This window comes from Citricoccus sp. NPDC079358, from assembly GCF_040702545.1.
In the GTDB taxonomy this organism is placed as follows: domain Bacteria; phylum Actinomycetota; class Actinomycetes; order Actinomycetales; family Micrococcaceae; genus Citricoccus.
On the sequence record NZ_JBFBLI010000001.1, the window covers coordinates 442,103 to 460,226 of the forward strand.

An 18,124-nucleotide genomic window follows, 5' to 3' on the forward strand; every position below is an offset into this window, starting at 1 on the left:
GGAGGGGAGGGAACGAGTCATGGGCGAGATTGACGGAGGGGCTGGACAGCGTGACGCACGATGCACTGAACGAGGCATCGATCTGCTCGAACGGGGCTCGATCCGGCTCCTGGGCCAATTGGCCCACAGCAGTAACGAGACGTTTCTCGTCGAGGTGGTCAACGATGCTGACCAGACTGGTTCCTCACCCGTAACGCAGGGGTGTTGGGCGATCTACAAGCCAGAGTGGGGCGAGAGGCCCCTGAGGGACTTTCCGCCCGGGTTGTACCGCCGTGAGCGCGCCGCCTTCCTGCTCAGCGAGTCGCTGGGGTGGGGTGTGGTCCCGCCGACCGTCATCCGGGAGGAAGGTCCCTTCGGCGTCGGCTCCTTGCAGCTGTTCATCGACCATGACCCGGCCGAGCACTACTTCACACTGGTCGACGGCGATCCCGCCCACCTCGACGAGCTGCGGCGCTTGGCCGTCTTCGACCTCGTGGCCAACAACACTGACCGGAAGGCCGGGCATGTCCTGCGCGGCACTGATGGTCGTCTGCGGGGGATCGACCACGGGCTCTGTTTCGCCGCACCGTTCAAGTTGCGCACCGTGATCTGGGATTTCGCCGGGGAACGGATCGACGCCGGCCTCTTGGCCGACGTCGCCCCGCTCGCCGATGAGGTGCCCGCGGCACTGGCCGAACACCTCACGTGGTTTGAGGCTGCGGCACTCCAGAAACGGGTGGAGCACCTGCTTCAGGAGCAGGTGCTCCCGGCGGATCCCACCGGCATGAGGTTCCCGTGGCCGCTGGTGTGAACCGAGCCCCGTGGCGAGGTGAAGCGGACTAGAGCTTCACCTCGACGTCGGCTCCCTCGCGGAGTTCCTCCATCTTCTGGGTCAGGGCCTCATTCTCCTTCTGGGACTTGACCTGCTCTTGCAGCTGAGGCTTGAGCTCCTCGAAGGACGGGGTCTCAGGCTGGGCGCTCTCGCCGCCCTCGGCAGGGGCGCTCGCGCCCCCCTGGGCCTCGGATTGGGCTGCGATCGAGGAGTCGTAGAGCTCCTTGAGTTCCTCGTCAGAGGGTTCCGGGATGCCCATCTCCGCGATGGACTTGTCCAGCATCAGCTGCTTTTGGGCGTCAGCGCGGACCTGGTCCTCGGGATAGCCCTGTTCCTCGAAGGTAGCCATCAGCTCGTCCACAGAGGCCACACCACTGGACTTCGCGGTCTCCTCGAGGAAGGCGTTGACGTCCTCCTCGTTGGCCGTGTGGCCCTGCTCCGCTGCGTCCTGGACCAACAGCTCCGTGCCCACCAGGGACTCGGCCAGCTGCTTCTTCATCTCGTCCTGGTTCATCTCCTGGCCGGACATCTGCGACTGCATGGCCATCTGCTGGAACTGTGCCTGATAGGCCGCAGTGAATTCCTCCCCTGTGATCTCCTCGCCGTTGACCGTGGCCACGACGTCCGGGACATTCTCGACGTCCGGTTCCGGCATGGACGGCTGGGCATCCTCGGGAGCCGCCTGGGCACCTTCTGAAGCCGGCTGGGAGGCCCCAGCGCTGGCACCCTGGCTGCCGTCAGCCTCGGCGGAGCCCCCGGCGTCGCCGCCGCCGCACGCGGCGAGTCCGAACAGGGAGCCGACCAGGGCGACGCTGGTCAGGAGCTTCTTGCTCGTGCTGAATCGTGCACTGGATCGCGTGGTGAGTGGCACTGCGAATACCGTCCTTTCGATGGTGGCTTGGGCAACGTAGCAAGCGAGCCTGTATGACGCGGTCAGGCAATGGCCAGCCCATGTTCAGGTGAGCTGGCTGCAGGACTGGCTAAGGACTGCCTGCAGGACAGTGAGGCCCTCGCCCCGACGCCGCGATCAGCGGCACAGAAGCACTTGACGAGTGCATCGGAGCTCACTAATGTACAACCACATGGTTGTACATAGAGCAGCCGACGTCACGTCTGGCACTGAGGCTTCCTGGCGGCAACTGGACGACGACGAGGTGGACCGAATCTTCCAAGCCCTCGCCGACTCCACCCGCAGGGACATCATGAGCCGGACCCTCACGGAGCCGCTGTCCGTCTCCGTGCTGGCCGATGACTACGACATGTCGTTCGCGGCCGTCCAGAAGCACGTTTCCGTCCTCGAATCGGCGGGTCTCGTGAAGAAGAACAAGAAGGGCCGCGAGCGGCTCGTCAGCGGGGACCCGGACACCGTCCGCAAGGCCCAGCAGCTGCTGGATCGCTATGAACAGCTGTGGCGCCAACGGATCGGACGCCTCGACACCCTGCTGTCGGACGAGCCGGGCCCGGAGCCCGAAAGCCCCATCGGAAAGGCATGACCATGCCCGTCACCAACGTTTCCAAAGACCCCCAGGCCATGACGATGACCATCGTGGCCGACTTTCCCGTCCCCGTGCGCCGGCTCTGGGACGCCTACGCCGATCCCCGCCAGCTCGAGAAGTTCTGGGGACCCGTGGGCTGGCCGGCCACCTTCACCCGGCACGACATGTATCCGGGTGGCGAATCGCAGTACTACATGACCGGTCCGGACGGCGAGAGCTCAGCCGCCTGGTTCGAGTTCATCGCCGTCACCGAAGGACAGTCCTTCGAGGTCCTGGACGGCTTCAACAAGGGCGACGGAAGCCGGGACCTCGAATCACCGGTCATGCGCATGGTGTTCGCCTTCGAGGAGACCACGGAGGGCTCCCGGTTGGTGCACACCACCCACTTCAACTCCGTCGCCGACCTGGAGCAGATCCTCGAGATGGGCATGGAGGAGGGCACGCTCTCGGCCATGAGCCAGATCGATGCCGTGGTGGCGGACCTGCAGTCCTTCGCTGCCGGCCAAGCCGTGAAGACCCAGCTCATCGGGGATCATCAGGCCCGGCTGAGCCGTGTTATCCGCGGCTCCCTTGATGAGGTGTGGAAAGCCCACCATGACCCTGAGTTGCTCCGCAGGTGGCAACTCGGACCGGAGGGCTGGACCATGCCGGTGTGTGAGGTCGGCACAGCGGTCGGGGAGACCTACCGCTACGAATGGGAGCGTGAGGGCGGTCAGGACCGCTTCGGATTCACCGGCACGGTCCTCGAGATCGAGGCACCGCACCGGTCGGTCACCACCGAGGCCATGATCGGCCAGGAGGAGACCGCCACGACCAACGAGCTGACGCTCACACCGGTCGACGGCGGCACCCTCCTGTCCCTCCTCGTCACCTATCCGGACGAGGCGCTACGGGAAACCATCCTTGCCACCGGCATGGCCGACGGGATGGAGACCAGCTATGCGCGGCTGGAGTCGGAGGTGTTGTCCGGCTGAGACGTGTTGTCCGGCTGAGCGGTGTCGTCCTGGCTGGGTTCTCCCGCCGTGCCGGCCGCCCGGCGGACACGCCGCCCGGTGTGCGGACCGACGCGTTGGTGGATCTCCCGCTGCCGTTCGCGGCTGAGGGAGGACCACCACGTGTTGGCCGAGACGGGGCCGGAGTCCACGGCGTCGTCGTCGCTCTCCAAACCGAATCGGTCGGAGATGTCCGCCAGGAATGCCATCCGGCGGATGGCCTCGGTCCGCTGGACGTTGACGTGCAGCGCCTTGAAGACGGCGACGCACATCAGGACCATGAGGATCGTGAACGGCAGGCCGATGGTGATGGCCAGTGTCTGGATGGCGGACAGTCCGCCGGCCAGCAGCAGGGCTGCGGCCATCACGGCGGTGGCCACAGCGAACATCACGCGGATGCGGTTCGGGGGTTCGGGGTTGCCGCCCGTGGCGATCATGGCCATCACGAGTGAGCCGGAGTCGGAGGACGTGATGAAGAAGATGGCCGAGAGCAGGATCGCACCGACCACCAGGACGGCGCCGCCCGGCAGCTGTTCCAGGACCTGGAAGAGCGCCGAGTTGACGTCCACGGAGCCGTCGGAACCGACCACCGAGGTGTACCAGTCGGGCCTGGTGTTCTCGTAGAAGATGGCCGTGCCGCCCAGGACGCCGAACCAGACCACGGAGATCAGGGTGGGCACCAGGATGACACCCAGCAGGTACTCACGAACCGTGCGGCCGCGGGAGATGCGGGCAATGAACACACCGACGAAGGGCGTCCAGGACATCCACCAGGCCCAGTAGAACGTGGACCAGCTGGCCTGCCACGCATCGCCCTCTGCTCCGTAGAAGGCGGAGGAGTTGAGGGAGTTGCCGATGAAGTTCTGCAGGTAGTGGCCGAAGGTCTGGACCATCTCCTTGGCCAGGTACTGGGTCGGCCCCACGATGAGCAGGAACAGCACCAGGCCGGCGGCGATGATCATATTGGTGTTGGACAGCCACTTCATCCCGCGGTTCACGCCGGACACCACGGACCAGATGACGAAGCCGGTGACGACGGCGATCATGGCGTACTCGACCCAGAGGTCGCCTTCGCCGACGAGTCCCATGGACCGTAGGCCCGCGGCCATCTGGGTGACACCCAGTCCGAGTGAGGTGGCCACGCCGAACACGGTGCCGATGAGGGCGAAGCTGTCGATGGCATGGCCCCACCCGCCCCGGGTCGCCTTCTCACCGATGAGCGGCTCGAGGGCCCAGCGCATGGACAGGGGCCGTCCGCGCCGGTGGATGGCATGTGCGATGGCGAGCCCGACGACGGCGTAGATGGCCCAGGGCTGCAGGCCCCAGTGCAGGTAGGTCAGTGCGAGGGCGTCCTCGGCCATGGCGCCCGTGGAGGGGTCGGTGGCCTCCAGGCCAGGCCGGGGCGTGGCGAAGTGGATGAGGGGCTCGGTCATGCCGTAGAAGACCAAGCCGATGCCCATGCCGGCCGCGAAGAGCAGAGCCAGCCAGGACATGGTCGAGAACTCGGGTTCGTGCTCGGGCCGGCCGAGCTTGATGTTGCCCTTGCGGGAGAATCCGAGATAGATGCAGAACACCACGAATCCGAAGGCCAGGATCAGGTACCACCAGCTGAAGTTGCTGATGACGGTCTGCTGGACGGCCGAGATCCCGGATTCCATGGCCTCGGGGAAGGCAATTGTCACACCGACGAACAGCACGATGATGATCAGCGTGGGCCACAGGACCCACGGGATGAGCCGGGAGCTGTACTGATTCTCGGTGCCGGTGCCGGTGCCGGTGCCGGTGTCGGTGTCCTTTGGCGGTTTCTCGGTCGTGTTCTCGCTCGTGCCCGGCGGATTTCCGCCGGTGGGTTCCAGTGATGACATGGTCTCCACCCTAAACCGGCCGGTAATGCGGAACCTATTGAAGGGCCCACGGGGCTAGGCTCGGACCGTGTCTGACCTTCCTGCAAGCACCCTGCACACCAGCCGCATCGGCGATTCCGAGACCGCCGGGAACAGCATCGTCTTCCTGCACGGGCTGTTCGGCCGCGGCAAGAATTTCACCCGGATCGCCAAAGAGCTGGCACCGGAATACCTCAGCCTGCTGGTGGACCTGCCCAACCACGGCGAGTCCGAGTGGACCGATGTGGTCGACTACCGGCAGATGGCCGATTCAGTGGCCGAAACCCTGCGGGCCGGCGTCGCCGCGGACGGGCCCGTGGCCGTCGTCGGGCATTCCTTGGGCGGCAAGGTGGCCATGGTGCTGGCACTGCGACACCCGGACCTGGTCTCCCGGCTCATCGTGGTGGACATCGCCCCCACGCAGGCCGGGGGAGCGGAGGGCGAGTTCGCGCACCTGCTGGACAGCCTGGCCGCCGTGGACCTGAGCGCCATCGAACGCCGGTCTGACGCCGACGAGGCGCTGAAGGATCCCATCCCCTGGGACACCACCCGGTTGTTCCTGCTGCAGAACCTGCGCAGCGGGCCGGACGGCTACACGTGGGAGCCGAACCTGGAGCTGCTGCGGACCAGCCTGGACGCCATCGGCGGGTTCCCGGACACTGGCGGGGTTACCTTTGAGCGCCCCGTGCTGTGGGTGGCCGGCGGCCGCTCGGACTATGTGCGCGATGAGTACACCGCCACCATGCGGGCCCTGTTCCCCAAGACCCACAAGGTCACGATCCGCGAGGCGGGCCACTGGGTACATTCCCAGGCGCCGGAGAAGTTCGTCGAGGTCCTTCGCGGCTTCCTGGAACACAGCTGAGAATCATATTGAGCACTCGACGCCGGCACCTGGCCGCCGTCCGCGCGTCCACCTGCACCGCCGTGTCCACCTGCACCGTCACGTGAATCTCAGCCTGCGGCGGCCTCCGGGTTGAGCTGGGCCTGCGCCGCCTGCCGGTGTTCGGCCACTCCGGACTGCAGGGCGAACAATCCATAGGCCACCGGGCCGGCGGCCATGATCTCCGCGCCGTGATCACCCAGCCGGGGCCAAGTGCGCCCACCGCGGCGGACATACTCATCCAGCGTGGCGGCGAACACCTCCGGGGGCACCACGGCGTGGTGGATCGCGAAGTCCTTGGCCGGATCGCCCACGGACGCCGTCGTCCAATCCAGCACCGCGGTGATCTCCTCGTCCACCACGAGGGTGTAGGCCGGGTACACCTCCCCGTGGGTCACGACCGAGAATGCCGGCCAGAAACTGTCCTCGGCCAGCCACGCAGACCAGCGGTCCTGGAGTGCGGGGGACACCTCGAACTCGGCACCCACCCGCGCGATGTCCCGCGCCCACTTCGTCCTCACCTCATCCGGATTGAGGACCTCGACGCCGGCCGCGGCGGCTTCGGCGGGATCGATCGCATGCAGTTCGGCCAGGAACGCCCCGAGGGACCGGGCATACCGCTCGGAGGAGACGTCGAGGTGCCAGACGGGGGCGCCGTCACGGTCCAGGGTGAGCCCGGGTTCTCCGGGCAGGGCCGGATAGGCGATGAGGTCGGTGGCCTGGACGCGCCACTGGGGTACGGCCACGGACAGCTGCGGTCCGATCAGGTCCAGGACCCGGGATTCGACCGCGGCTCGCTTCAGGGCATCTGGGCGGCGCGGGATTCGGAGGACCCAGCGTTCCCCGGCGGCCTCGTTCGGACTGGTGGCGCTGGAGGACGCTGTGGTGGCCAGGGCCACGCGGAAGTCGAGGCCCATCTCGTTGATGGACAGCGTGGACGGGTCGAGATCGAAGCCGTGGGTCGCCGCGAGGTCCAACACTGATGTGGTCAGGTCAGGACTGCGCATCCCTCCACCGTGGCATCCCCGGCCCGTCCTGTCACGGCCCGAGGCGAGTGGGGCGGAAGCGGAAAGGAAGAGAGGGGAGAAAGGGGAGAGAGGGGAGAGAGGAAGACGAGATGTCTACGCCGGGTGCATGCCGGCGATCCGGTCGAGCTCCACGGAGGTCGCCTGGTAGGCCAGTTCGGCCCGCTCCGCGGTGTGCTCGAGTGACATCAGCGCCTTGAGGCCGTGGACCTTGGGCTTGCCACCGGTGGGCAGCACGTAGACGGTGACCCCCTCGGGGACGTGCTCCAGGGCGTGGGTGAAGCTGTGCCGGCGGGTGATGTCCACGTAGACGTTGAGCGTCTCCACCATGGAGGTGGGGACCGTCATCTGCTTGTCGAGCTGGCCGGCCTGGAGTACATAGATCGTCGTGGCCCCGCGACGGACGGCCTGACCCAGGGGCACTGAGGCGACCAGTCCGCCGTCGAAGTAGTGCTCATGATCGATCACGGCGGGCGGCAGGAGGCCCGGTACCGTGGACGAGGCGACGACGGCGGGCACCAGCGGTCCAGTGTCGAAGGAGCGCTCCGCCGCCCGCTCGATCGAGGTGGCCACCGTGACGAAGGGCAGGTCGAGGTCCTCGATCTGGGTGCGGGGCGGGAAGTGCATGGAGATCAGGTCGACGAGGGGCTTGGCGGACAGCGTGTAGGTGCGGCCGCGGATCACCCGGCCGGCCTGGCGGCTCCACGACTGGCCGAAGACGGCCCGGGCCTCGTCCGTCTGCCACATCTGGAGCATCTCGTGTGCCACGTCCGGGTGCGGGTCGCGGGCCACAACGGCGCCGTTGATGGCACCGACGGAGGTGCCGACGATCAGATCCGGGGTGATGCCACGCTCGAACAGGGCCCTCAACTGACCCACGTGCACGGCACCGCGGACGCCTCCGCCCGCGAAGACGAATGCGGTTCCTGAGGATGTCGCTCTCACACCTCGACTGTATTCCGGTCATCTGGACGGTCCAAGGCCCCGGTTTCGTGCCCTGGGTCTCGTTGACCTGTCCGCCTGGATGCGCAGGATCGGAGGCGCGGCCCTCGCCACGAGAGAACATGCTGGTGTCATAGCCTGAACAACCTGTCACAGCCTGAACCACCCTGAATGGGGCGCGACACCGCCCGAGAACGACACCGCCCTGAGAACTAGGAGCACCCCATGAGTACCTCCCTTGCGACGTATATCTCCCTGCCCGGGCAGACCGCCGAGGCGTTCGAGCACTGGCATGAGGTGTTCGGCGGCACGCTGGACCTGTTGCGCTATGGCGATGTGCCCATGGAGGGCATGCCCTTCGAGCCAGACCCGCAGGCGGTCGCCCATGTGACCCTGTCCCTGCCGGGCGGCGAGCTCGCCGGCGGGGATGCCATGGACAGCAAGGACTACCCGATCAGGGACACCGCGTACTCACTGCTCTACACGGTGGAGAGCCCGGAAGGCGCCCGGGAGCTGATCGCCAAGCTGATCTCCGGCGGAGGGTCCGAGAACATGCCGTTCGAGAAGGCCCCCTGGGGGGACTGGTACGGCCAGGTCTTCGACCGCTTCGGCGTGATGTGGGCTTTCTCCGTCGAGTCCGTCGAGTCCGTCGAGTCCGTCGAGTCCAGCCCAGCGGCCCACTAGGCCGGCGGTTCGGCCTTCGAGTCCTGTGCCGGCGCAGGGCCGTGCGCCGTAGACTGCCGGCCCGGACGGTGACCGGCGACGGCCGCGCGGAGGGAACCCTCCTCGTGGCCGGAAGCCTCCACGGCATCGGGCGACTTGCCGATCGGCAGCAACCGGAGCAGGGGATGCAAGACGGTCATGACGGCCAGGCCCCAGATCAACCCGATCACGGCCGAGCACAGCGTGTTCACCAGCCAGCCGAGGAACCCGCCCACAGCGGGCAGCGCGGCAGCGGGGGCCTCGAGGGCATGGACCAGGTCGTAGGGGGCATGCAGCCCCAGCTCCGCCGACTGCTGAAGCAGGATATGCCCGCCGACCCACAGCATCGCGATGGTGCCGATGAACGTGATGGCGGCCAGGACCTGCGGCATGGCCTTGACCAGCATCTCGCCGACCCGCCGGGTTCCGGTGCCCTCCTTCTGCGCGAGGTGCAGGCCGACGTCGTCCATCTTGACGATCAGCGCGACGGCGCCGTACACGAGCACGGTGATCGCCACGGCCACCACGACCAGGATGAGGGCGCGGAACCAGATGTTCTCTTCGGCGACCTCGTTCATGGAGATGACCATGATCTCGCAGGACAGGATGAAATCGGTGGTGATGGCCCCCTTGATCACCTTGTCCTCGGCCTCGGGCCCCTTCTCGGTGGCCGGGGTCTGCTTCTCGGCGTGGTGACCGCGGAGCTTGTGCCAGACCTTCTCAGCGCCCTCGTAGCAGAGGTAGGTGCCGCCCAGGATCAGGATCCACGGGATGATCCAGGGAATGAACGCGCTGACCAGCAGGAGCGCCGGCAGGATGATCAGGAGCTTGTTCCGCAGCGAGCCCCAGAAGATCCTCTTGATCATCGGCAGCTCGCGGGACGGGTCTGCCCCGGACATGTATTGCGGGGTGACGGCCGCGTCGTCGATCACCACGCCCACGGCCTTGGCGCCGGCCTTCGTGGCTCCGGCGGCGATGTCATCCACCGAGGCCGCCGCGATGCGGGCGAGCGCGGCGACGTCGTCCAGGAGGGCGACCAGGCCGCCGCTCACCGGTTGCTCCGTGACTGGCTGCTCCGTGACTGGCTGCTTTCTGACTGACCCGGCCGTGCGAATCGCACAGCGGCGAGGTCGGCAGACGTGGGGTGCACCGGGGAAACCGGGGTTGGCGAGGCGGGCAGGGTCTCGCGGTCATCTCGCGTGATCGGCATGCTCAGAGCATACGACGACGGCGGCGCGCCGGCCCATGACAGGGCCGGCGGCTCTTCGGTCGACAGTCTCCGTCACACATCCCGGCGGATGAGTTCGTCCAGGGCGACGGGGGAGAGCAGGTACGGGGCGACCTCCAGCACGGTGAACGCTCCGGTCTTCCCCTCGGCCTGGAGTCGGGCGGCGGCCCGGCCGTAGGCGACCTGGGACGCGGCGGTGAAGTCGGGATTGGAGCCCAGCTCGAGGGCGAACTCGACCGAGCTGCGCGAACCGCCCAGATCACCGGAGGTGACCACGTGGCCGCCGTGCGGCATGCCCTGGTGGTCACGCTCGAAGACCTCATCGGAGATGAAATGCACGGTGGTGTCATAGGGGGAGAAGTAGCCCGGCATCGTGGTGATCGCCTCGCGGATGGCGGCGTGGTCGGCCTCGTCGGCCACCACATAGCACTCGCGGACGTGCGCAGAGGTGGCACTGATCTCGGCGCCACGCCCAGCCTTGGCCTCCGCGATGGCCTGCTCGCTGGGGATCGTGTACTGGACACCCCGCCGCACCCCGGTGACCCGGCGGACAGCATCGGAGTGGCCTTGGGAAAGCCCCTTGCCCCAGAACGTGTTCTGCTGGGCGTCCGGGAAGAGAGCCGCGGCCAGGGTGCGGTTCAGGGAGAACAGGCCCGGATCCCATCCGGTGGAGATCATCGCGACGTGTCCACCTTCACGGGCAGCAGCATCCATGGTGGCGTAGTGGTCCGGGACGAGCTGGTGGTTGTCATAGGTGTCCACCGTGGTGAAGTGCCGGGCGTAACCGGCGGCCTGCTCCGGGATGTCAGTGGCACTGCCCAGACACAGGAACAGCACGTCGATGTCCTGCGCGTGATCGGCTGCCGAGGCGGCCGGAAACACCGGGGTGTCGGTGTCCAGCTCGGCACGCCGGGAGAAGATCCCCACCAGGTCCATGTCCGGCTGGGCGCGGAGGAGCTTCTCCACACTCTTGCCGAGGTTTCCGTATCCGACGATGGCGGCCCGGATGGTCTGTGGGGAGCTCGACATGGGTGGAAACCTCTTTCCGTTCAGGGGGTGCAGGTGTGCAGGCGCGTGCAGGCGCGTGGCGTGTGCAGCTGCGCTCAGGTACGCGGTCCTCCTCATCGTAGGTGTTGAATCGTCGGTGTTGAATCCTCGGTGCTGGCCCGGGCCGCCAGGGAATAGCCGCGTCGGCCCGGGAGTTCAACCTTGGTAGAGTCACCACTCGGCGTCACGGGACCACCGGTCCCCATCGATCCGTCTCCGGTCGGCCTGGATCTCTCTGGGGCCTGCCGGTCGATCGGTCCACGACGTCGAGCATCTGCTTCCATGGACGCGAAACCGGTCGAGGACTTCCCATGGACACATCTTGGAGGTCTTTTCGTCATGCCCGGCACTGCGCCCCACCCCTCGAGCGAGCCCACCACCGGGCCCGGGACCGACCCCGCGCCCGTTACTGACACCGCGTCAGACACCGACCACCGTGAGGTGCCTATGGCCCCCGGCGGCCGCCGGGCCCTGGTCGGTCGCCGCGTCTTCCCGACGCCGGCCGTGCGCCGCGTCGTCTACGCCGTCGTCTTCGAGGCGCTCGCCATCGGCTTCACCACGGTCATCCTCGCGCTGATGGGCAACCCGGCCGGCGCCAGCGCCGCCGTCGGGGTGCTGTCCTCCGTGGTGGCGCTGATCTGGAACATGGTGTTCAACACGCTGTTCGAGCGCTGGGAGCGGCGCTCGGGCCACACCGGCCGGCCCCTGCGGATCCGCCTGCTGCACACGCTGCTGTTCGAGCTCGGCCTCGTCATCGTCCTGGTGCCCGCAGTGGCCGTGCTGCTGCAGGTCAGCCTGTGGGAGGCCTTCCTTTACGAGGCGGCCCTGATCGTCTTCTTCCTCATCTACAACGCGGTCTACGCCTGGCTCTTCGACCGCGTGTTCGGGTTGCCTGACTCCGCCCAGTGACGGCCGGCCCGCCACAGTCAACCGGTCGTCATCACGCCGCCGGCAGGCCGAGGAACTCCCGGATGGCGGGCAGCTCCCGGCGAGCCTGCGCCAGCCCGGCCTCGTGCGCGGCGGCGAGCTTGAGCACGTCCCTCTCGCCGTTGGACACCGGCATGGTCTCCGGCACGAAGAGGTAGGCCCGGCCCTCCCTCTCGAGCTCGAACAACCGCTCCCGCGTCGCGTTGTACCGCTGCCACCGGGTGAGCAGCGCCTCGGCGATCGCCGGGTGCTTGCGGAAGTACCGCAGATAGAACCGGGGAAACCGTTCGGGGGCCTTGACGTAACCGCGTTCTCGGGTGAGCACCGCCAGGAACCGGTCGTGGCCGGCGTCGACGGCGGGGGACAGGGGGATCCCGCCGTCCGGGCCCAGGGCCCCATCCACGTAGGTCCGCCCGTTCAGCCGGACCGGCGGCATGAGCACCGGCATCGTGGAGGAGGCACGGACCCGCACCATCAGGTCGGGCAGCTCCTCGATGTCCTCGCGGCCCCACCACACGGGCTGGCCCGACTCGGCGTCGAAGGCACCCAGCCGCAGGGTGGCAGGGTTGGCCAGGAAGGTCTCCCACGGGTAGGGAAGGGCCTGGTCCGGCAGACCGGTCTCCTCATAGATGTACTTGGCGTTGAACAAGCCGTCCCCGCGCAGGAACGTCTTCCAGTTGCCGAACTTCGGATCGGCGGCGAAATCCACGAACGAATGCCGTGCCCGCCACGGGTCCCGCGCCAGGTAGTTGGCCGTATTGGACGACCCGGCCGAGATGCCGGCGACGAAGTCCAGGTGGATGCCCGCCTCGAGCAGAGCGACCGCCACGGCGGACGTATAGGACGCCCGCATCCCACCGCCCTCGAAGAGCAGTGCGGTATCGGTGACATTGCTGCGCAGTTCCACCTCGCCAGCCTAAACCGCTAGGTTGGAGCGCATGGCAACCACCGCATTCAAGTCCAGCCCCGTCAACACCGTCGGGGAGCTGCCCGCCGAGGGCACCCCCGCCCCCGCCTTCACCCTCACCGGGTCCGACCTGGCACCGGTCACCCTGGAGTCCCTGGCCGGACGCACGATCGTGCTGAACATCTTCCCCTCCATGGACACCGGCGTCTGCGCCCAGTCCGTCCGCACGTTCAACAAGGCGGCCGCGGACCTGGAGAACACCACCGTGGTGGCCGTCTCCGCCGATCTGCCCTTCGCCGCCGGCCGCTTCTGCACCGCCGAGGGCATTGACCACGTCACCACCGGCTCGGTGTTCCGGTCCACCTTCGGCGAGGACTATGGGGTCACCCTGGCCGACGGGCCCATGGTTGGCCTCCTGGCGCGGGCCGTCATCGTGATTGACCCGCAGGGCACGGTGACCTACACCGAGGTGGTCCCGGAGATCACCACCGAACCGGACTACGACTCCGCCCTGGCCGCCGTCCGCGGCTGATCTGGTTCCGCCCGGTCCACCACGTCCCGTCCTGATCACCGGAGTACCGTGAACGACCCTGAGAACATGGGGGATCCCGACCGTCCGCCGGTCGGGGTCCCGCCCTTTCCGGACCGGCCCCCCGCCGTCGGCCCGATCTATGGCGTGCCCGCGCAGCAGCACCAGCCCGTGCAGTACCAGCGCGCCCAGCAGCACCAGCCTCCGCACCTCCAGCCGCACCGCCGACGCCGGAGCCCCGCCTACCGCCTGATCGTCGCCTCGGGATTCCTGGCCGCAACCGTCCTGGCCGGTGGCGTCGGTCTGTTGATCTTCGAGGAGATCCAGGACATCGTGGCGGCGCAGGACCACGGACCGGCGCTACCGGCCACCGGAGGCGTCCCCCTCGGCGAGGCCCTGCAGCGCAGCCACGACGGGATCCAGGTGGACTGGGACGCCGGCCCGAACCTGGATGACGCCGGCCTGGATCAGGGCACCCGGGTCACGGATGCCCCGGGGGTGCTCATGGTGGACACCCAGTTGATGAACGGTATGGGCACCGGCACGGGGGTCGTCCTCACCGGGGACGGGTTGGCCATCACCAACTACCACGTCGTCGAGGACGCGTCCGAGGTCTCGGTGACCGTCGCGGATTCCGGTGAGGTCTACACGGCTACGGTGCTGGGACGCGATTCCCTGCACGATGTCGCCGTGCTGCAGATCGAGGACGCGCCCTCCCTGGCCACGGCCTCCATCAACACCGAGCCCCCGGACCGGGGCGAGCCCACGGCCGCCGTCGGCAACGGTGGTGGCCAGGGCTACCTCACGGCCGTGATCGGTGAGCTGACGGGACTGGACGAGTCGATCGTGGCCTCCTCCGGTGCCCCCGATGACATGTCCCGGCTGTCGGGTCTCATCGAGACCAGCGCGGACGTGATCCCGGGCTACTCGGGCGGTCCGTTGGTGGACGGGGACGGTCAAGTCGTCGGCATCACCACGGCGGCATCCCAAGGCGAGACGGCCGAGGAAGTCGACGGGTATGCCATCCCGGTGGCCGTGGCCCTGGATGTGGTGGAGCAGGTCCTGTCCGGTGAGGAGACGGACTCCGTCAGCATCGGGATGGACGGCGCCCTGGGCATCGTGGTGGGCACCGAGCAGGAGCAGGCGGTCGTGATCGAGGTGACGCCGGGTTCCTCGGCCGAACAGCTCGGGCTCCGGGAGCGGGATATCGTCCGCACCGTGGACGGCCAGCCCGTGACGTCGGCCGCCGAGCTCTCGAAAATCGTCAACGACCACAACGTGGGGGACGTCATCACCGTCGAGTGGACCACCGAGGCGGGCGAAGACCGTTCGGGTGAGGCCACCCTCCAGGAGGCCGTCGTCTACTGATCGGCGACCAGCGACCAGCGACGAGCGACGAGCGACCGGCGGCCGGTCAGCCCCGCTGCACCGTGATCTCGTCATCCACATAGACGCGGGCGGAGACGCGGAGCCCGGCCAGGGCCATGACGAGTCCGGAGCAGGCCAGCAGGATGAGGACCAGGGTCCAGTTCTCCGTGGCCGCGTGGATCAACCCAACGGCCATCGGGCCAACGGCGGCCACGATATAGCCATAGGGCTGGACGAATCCGGACAGTCGCGCGGTGACATGCGGCTGCCGGCTGCGGGCGGGGATCAGCGCGATCGCCGTGGGGAACGCGAAGCCGCCCAGACCCAGCAGGATGGCCCACCACAGGCCGCCCTCGGCCGGTGCCAGCAGCATCCCGGCCCATCCACCAGCGGTGGCGATGCCGAAGCCGATCATCCACGGCGCCAGAGTCCGGGACCGGTCGATCACGGTGGGCATCACGAGCCCGCCGACCACTCCCAGCGCCGCGACCACGGACAGTAGGGCCCCGGCCAGGGTGGCGTCCAGCCCGGCGTCCCGGTACATCTGTGGCAGCCAGCCGAACTGCACATAGGCGTTCATGGACTGGACTCCGAACAGCACCATGAGGAACACGGCGGTGGGGGAGGACCGCAGCGGCCGGTCCGGTTCATCCTGAGGCGGGGTCCCCGGGAAGTCGTGCCCTGTGCGGCGGGCCACCAGCAGCCACAACACCAGGGGGACGACGGCGGCCAGCCCCCAAAACCCGAGCGACCACCTCCAGCCCTCGGCCGGGTCACCGGCGGACAGGGTGGTCCCGGCCGCTTCGGCCAGGGGTGCGGCGAGGCCGGAACCGGCGGATCCGCCCACCGTGAGGAACATGCTGTACAGGGTCATCAGGGCTACCGTGCGGCCGCCGCCGTGCCGCTTGATCCACGCGGGGACCAGGACGTTGCCCACGGCCATGCCGGCCAACGCGAGGGCGGTGAACGGGATGAAGACCCAGATCGACGGGGCGAAGGGGCGCAACAGCAGGCCGAGGACCATCACGATCAGGCTGAGGGCGATGGTCAGGGACAGCCCCGCCCGGCGACCCAGGCTCACGGCCACGAATCCCACGAGCCCGAACATCAGCCCCGGCAGTGCCGTGATGACCCCGGCCACGGTGCCGTCGATCTCCAGGGACGCGGACACCTCGGCCAGGACCGGTCCCAGGGCGGTGGCCCCCGGGCGCAGGTTGACGGCGATGAACACCACGGCCAGCACCGCCAGCGTGACGCCGATCGTTCCGCGCACGGCCCGCCCGGCCGGAGGGACGGAGGGTACGCCGGAAGTGGGCGCGGCGGTGGTGTTGGGGGTGGTGCCGGGCGTGGCGCCAGGGTCGGTGGTCATGGGTCAGTTCTACAGCGTCGCGAACAGCAACAGCGAAACGGCCATGACGGCCATGCCGGCCACCAGCCCGTACATGGCCAGATGGTGCTTCCCGTACTCACGCGCGGTGGGCAACAGCTCGTCGAGCGAGATGAACACCATGATGCCGGCCACCAGGGCGAAGGTGAGCCCCAGGGTGAAGTCGTTCATGAAGGGCATCAGCAGGGCGAAGCCGATCAGCGCCCCGGCCGGTTCAGCCAGTCCGGAGAGGAAGGACCACCGCACGGCCTTGCGGCGGGATCCGGTTGCCTCGCGGATCGGCACGGCCACGGCCACGCCCTCCGGGATGTTGTGCAGGGCGATCGCCAGGGCCACCGGCAGTGCCACCTGCAGGTCGGTCAGTCCGGCGATGAACGTGGCGAAGCCCTCGGGGAAGTTGTGCACGCCGATGGCCAGGGCCGTCACGGTGCCGGTCTTCATCATCCGGCGGCGCTTCACAGCCGCAGCCGGATCGTGGACCAATCCGGGCTCGTGCGGGTTGATCTGCTCGGGCACCAGTCGGTCGATGACCCCGATCAGCAGGATTCCGGCGAAGAACGCGGCTCCGGCGGCCCATGGTCCGGCAGCCGGCCCGTTGGCCGCGGTCAGGGAGTCCAGGGCCTTGGGCATGATCTCCATGAAGGAGACATAGAGCATGACGCCGGCCGAGAAGCCCAGCGAGACGGACAGGAATGCTCCGGACGCACGTCGCGGGACCACCGAGATCAGCCCGCCGATACCGGTGCAGAGGCCGGCGAGCAGTGTCAGCCCGAAGGCCAGCCAGAAGTTCTCCACCAGCCGAGTGTAGGGTGGCCGGGCTTCGACGCCGGCACGGGACATGGCGCGCGGAGCTTCATTACGCTGGGACCGTGCATGCCTCCGATCTCCTCGAGCTGGCGGCCTCCCGTGGGGCCTCGGTGCAGCTGGCGGTGATCCACCGCGGACAGACCGTGGTGGACGGCGCCGTCCGTTGCCGGCCCGATGCCCTGGGTTGGTTGTTCTCCGCCTCCAAGCCCTTCACCTCCCTGCTGGTGCACCGGCTCGCCGGTCACGGCCTGCTCGACCTGGACGCACCCGTGGCCACGTACTGGCCCGACTACGGAGTGGGCCGCCGGTGGCCGCGGAGCGAGAAGACCTCGAAGGCCGGGACCACCCTCCGCGAGGTCTTGACCCACCGCTCCGCCGCCCCCTCGGCCGGGCCCTACCCGGCCGCCGTGGTGGCCATGCACCGCACCGAGGCGTCCCTGCAGCGGGTGGCGGCAGGCCGGCGTCGGGACCGGAGATACGGGGCCGGGCCCGCCTACCAGCCGCTTGACTTCGGGTTCATCCTCGCGGAGGTGGCACGGCGGGCTGCCGGGCGGGCCACCGGAGCGGACGGAAACCTGGGTTGGGCCGGGCTGCTGCGGGAGCTGGTCCTGGAGCCGGCCGGGCTCCAGGATGTCCATCCCGGCGTGCCGGACGCTGAGTTGCCCCGCTGCCTGCCCTTCGACGGCTCCCTCCGCGCTGCTCCGGGCGGACCCGTGATCGCGGCCCTGCTGAACCGCCGGGTCGTCCGGCAGGCTCAGATCCCGGCGGCCGGGATCTCCACGACCGCGCTGGAACTCGCCCGGTTCTACCGGTCTCTGCTCCAGGCTCCGGAGCGGGAGGCGCTGTGCACGCCGAGCTCGGACGGGGGCCCGGACGGCTGGACCCGGCTGCCCACCCGCTGGGGCACCGGGGTACAACTCGGTGGCACGGGGGCGGGGTGTCCCTTGGGGGAGACCAGCACGGAACGGACCTTCGGGCACAACGGATCGGATGTCTGTCTGGGATGGGCGGACCCGGACCTGGACCTGGCCGTCGGCCTGGTGACGGACCGGGCCAGTGGCCACCCGGCCGATCGGCGGCTGCTGGTGGAGTTGTCCGACGCCATTCGTTCGCTCGCAGCGAACGGGGTCGAGCACAGTTCTCGAATCGTGACTGCTTAAAGGGGCGTGCACCCACCACCTCTGAACTCAGCA

Annotated in this window: 18 protein-coding genes; 9 read left to right on the forward strand and 9 right to left on the reverse strand. The window is 68.4% G+C overall.

Annotated features, from left to right (window positions below; translation table 11 throughout):
* The first annotated feature begins 19 nt into the window (after positions 1-19).
* Complete coding sequence (locus AB0333_RS02080; RefSeq protein WP_366217101.1) at positions 20-790, forward strand: SCO1664 family protein; 771 nt, start codon at positions 20-22, stop codon at positions 788-790.
* Positions 791-818: 28 nt separating this feature from the next.
* Here the strand turns inward: AB0333_RS02080 and AB0333_RS02085 are convergent, their stop codons facing one another.
* The gene (locus tag AB0333_RS02085) at positions 819-1,682 is read right to left on the reverse strand and encodes a SurA N-terminal domain-containing protein (protein ID WP_366217102.1); all 864 of its coding nucleotides are present in this window, start codon (positions 1,680-1,682) and stop codon (positions 819-821) included.
* A 211-nt stretch (positions 1,683-1,893) separates the two neighbouring features.
* On the opposite strand from AB0333_RS02085, the gene AB0333_RS02090 reads away from it, so the two are divergent.
* Both AB0333_RS02090 and AB0333_RS02095 read left to right on the forward strand, forming a co-directional pair.
* Entirely contained in the window at positions 1,894-2,304 is a 411-nt protein-coding gene (locus AB0333_RS02090; RefSeq protein ID WP_366217103.1) for a metalloregulator ArsR/SmtB family transcription factor, read from the forward strand.
* 2 nt (positions 2,305-2,306) lie between these two features.
* Positions 2,307-3,281, forward strand: coding sequence for an SRPBCC family protein (locus AB0333_RS02095; protein ID WP_366217104.1), 975 nt, complete (start codon positions 2,307-2,309; stop codon positions 3,279-3,281).
* On the opposite strand, the gene AB0333_RS02100 is transcribed toward AB0333_RS02095, so the two are convergent.
* On the reverse strand, positions 3,245-5,164 hold the full coding sequence (locus tag AB0333_RS02100) for a BCCT family transporter (protein WP_366217105.1): 1,920 nt from the start codon (positions 5,162-5,164) through the stop codon (positions 3,245-3,247). The two genes, AB0333_RS02095 and AB0333_RS02100, sit on opposite strands and share 37 nt — an antisense overlap.
* A 67-nt stretch (positions 5,165-5,231) precedes the next feature.
* On the opposite strand from AB0333_RS02100, the gene AB0333_RS02105 reads away from it, so the two are divergent.
* Positions 5,232-6,044, forward strand: coding sequence for an alpha/beta fold hydrolase (locus AB0333_RS02105; protein WP_366217106.1), 813 nt, complete (start codon positions 5,232-5,234; stop codon positions 6,042-6,044).
* 89 nt (positions 6,045-6,133) lie between these two features.
* Here AB0333_RS02105 and AB0333_RS02110 read toward each other — a convergent pair whose 3' ends face one another.
* Both AB0333_RS02110 and AB0333_RS02115 read right to left on the reverse strand, forming a co-directional pair.
* Positions 6,134-7,069: a macrolide 2'-phosphotransferase gene (locus AB0333_RS02110; protein WP_366217107.1), complete on the reverse strand. Its 936-nt coding sequence runs from the start codon at positions 7,067-7,069 to the stop codon at positions 6,134-6,136.
* 114 nt (positions 7,070-7,183) lie between these two features.
* Positions 7,184-8,032, reverse strand: coding sequence for a patatin-like phospholipase family protein (locus AB0333_RS02115; protein WP_366217108.1), 849 nt, complete (start codon positions 8,030-8,032; stop codon positions 7,184-7,186).
* 222 nt (positions 8,033-8,254) lie between these two features.
* Between AB0333_RS02115 and AB0333_RS02120 the strand changes: the two genes are divergently transcribed.
* Positions 8,255-8,713: a VOC family protein gene (locus AB0333_RS02120; protein ID WP_366217109.1), complete on the forward strand. Its 459-nt coding sequence runs from the start codon at positions 8,255-8,257 to the stop codon at positions 8,711-8,713.
* On the opposite strand, the gene AB0333_RS02125 is transcribed toward AB0333_RS02120, so the two are convergent.
* Positions 8,710-9,783 (reverse strand): DUF808 domain-containing protein, encoded by a 1,074-nt coding sequence (locus AB0333_RS02125; RefSeq protein ID WP_366217110.1) that lies wholly within the window; start codon positions 9,781-9,783, stop codon positions 8,710-8,712. The genes AB0333_RS02120 and AB0333_RS02125 overlap by 4 nt on opposite strands.
* Positions 9,784-10,013: 230 nt before the next feature.
* On the reverse strand, positions 10,014-10,988 hold the full coding sequence (locus AB0333_RS02130; RefSeq protein ID WP_366217111.1) for a diaminopimelate dehydrogenase: 975 nt from the start codon (positions 10,986-10,988) through the stop codon (positions 10,014-10,016).
* A gap of 357 nt (positions 10,989-11,345) precedes the next feature.
* Here AB0333_RS02130 and AB0333_RS02135 point away from each other — a divergent pair, with 357 nt between their 5' ends.
* A complete protein-coding gene (locus tag AB0333_RS02135; RefSeq protein ID WP_366217112.1) occupies positions 11,346-11,915 on the forward strand; it encodes a PACE efflux transporter in 570 nt (189 codons plus the stop codon).
* Positions 11,916-11,946: 31 nt separating this feature from the next.
* Here AB0333_RS02135 and AB0333_RS02140 read toward each other — a convergent pair whose 3' ends face one another.
* On the reverse strand, positions 11,947-12,840 hold the full coding sequence (locus AB0333_RS02140; RefSeq protein ID WP_366217113.1) for a patatin family protein: 894 nt from the start codon (positions 12,838-12,840) through the stop codon (positions 11,947-11,949).
* 31 nt (positions 12,841-12,871) lie between these two features.
* On the opposite strand from AB0333_RS02140, the gene tpx reads away from it, so the two are divergent.
* Together tpx and AB0333_RS02150 are read left to right on the forward strand one after the other, a co-directional pair.
* On the forward strand, positions 12,872-13,372 hold the full coding sequence (gene tpx, locus AB0333_RS02145; RefSeq protein ID WP_115931671.1) for a thiol peroxidase: 501 nt from the start codon (positions 12,872-12,874) through the stop codon (positions 13,370-13,372).
* Positions 13,373-13,420: 48 nt separating this feature from the next.
* Positions 13,421-14,737, forward strand: a complete 1,317-nt coding sequence (locus AB0333_RS02150) for a S1C family serine protease (protein WP_366217114.1) — start codon at positions 13,421-13,423, stop codon at positions 14,735-14,737.
* Between the two features lie 46 nt (positions 14,738-14,783).
* Here the strand turns inward: AB0333_RS02150 and AB0333_RS02155 are convergent, their stop codons facing one another.
* Together AB0333_RS02155 and zupT are read right to left on the reverse strand one after the other, a co-directional pair.
* Positions 14,784-16,106: an MFS transporter gene (locus tag AB0333_RS02155; RefSeq protein WP_366217115.1), complete on the reverse strand. Its 1,323-nt coding sequence runs from the start codon at positions 16,104-16,106 to the stop codon at positions 14,784-14,786.
* A gap of 9 nt (positions 16,107-16,115) precedes the next feature.
* Entirely contained in the window at positions 16,116-16,919 is an 804-nt protein-coding gene (gene zupT, locus AB0333_RS02160; RefSeq protein WP_188805677.1) for a zinc transporter ZupT, read from the reverse strand.
* Positions 16,920-16,993: 74 nt separating this feature from the next.
* On the opposite strand from zupT, the gene AB0333_RS02165 reads away from it, so the two are divergent.
* Positions 16,994-18,091 (forward strand): serine hydrolase domain-containing protein, encoded by a 1,098-nt coding sequence (locus AB0333_RS02165; RefSeq protein WP_366217116.1) that lies wholly within the window; start codon positions 16,994-16,996, stop codon positions 18,089-18,091.
* Positions 18,092-18,124: the final 33 nt, after the last annotated feature.

Coding starts and splice junctions, on each gene's coding strand:
- AB0333_RS02110 (WP_366217107.1), bottom strand. CDS start 7,069: ATGCGCAGTCCTGACCTGACCACATCAGTGTTGGACCTCGCGGCGACC.
- AB0333_RS02120 (WP_366217109.1), top strand. CDS start 8,255: ATGAGTACCTCCCTTGCGACGTATATCTCCCTGCCCGGGCAGACCGCC.
- AB0333_RS02135 (WP_366217112.1), top strand. CDS start 11,346: ATGCCCGGCACTGCGCCCCACCCCTCGAGCGAGCCCACCACCGGGCCC.
- AB0333_RS02090 (WP_366217103.1), top strand. CDS start 1,894: ATGGTTGTACATAGAGCAGCCGACGTCACGTCTGGCACTGAGGCTTCC.
- AB0333_RS02100 (WP_366217105.1), bottom strand. CDS start 5,164: ATGTCATCACTGGAACCCACCGGCGGAAATCCGCCGGGCACGAGCGAG.
- AB0333_RS02095 (WP_366217104.1), top strand. CDS start 2,307: ATGCCCGTCACCAACGTTTCCAAAGACCCCCAGGCCATGACGATGACC.
- tpx (WP_115931671.1), top strand. CDS start 12,872: ATGGCAACCACCGCATTCAAGTCCAGCCCCGTCAACACCGTCGGGGAG.
- AB0333_RS02130 (WP_366217111.1), bottom strand. CDS start 10,988: ATGTCGAGCTCCCCACAGACCATCCGGGCCGCCATCGTCGGATACGGA.
- AB0333_RS02080 (WP_366217101.1), top strand. CDS start 20: ATGGGCGAGATTGACGGAGGGGCTGGACAGCGTGACGCACGATGCACT.
- AB0333_RS02155 (WP_366217115.1), bottom strand. CDS start 16,106: ATGACCACCGACCCTGGCGCCACGCCCGGCACCACCCCCAACACCACC.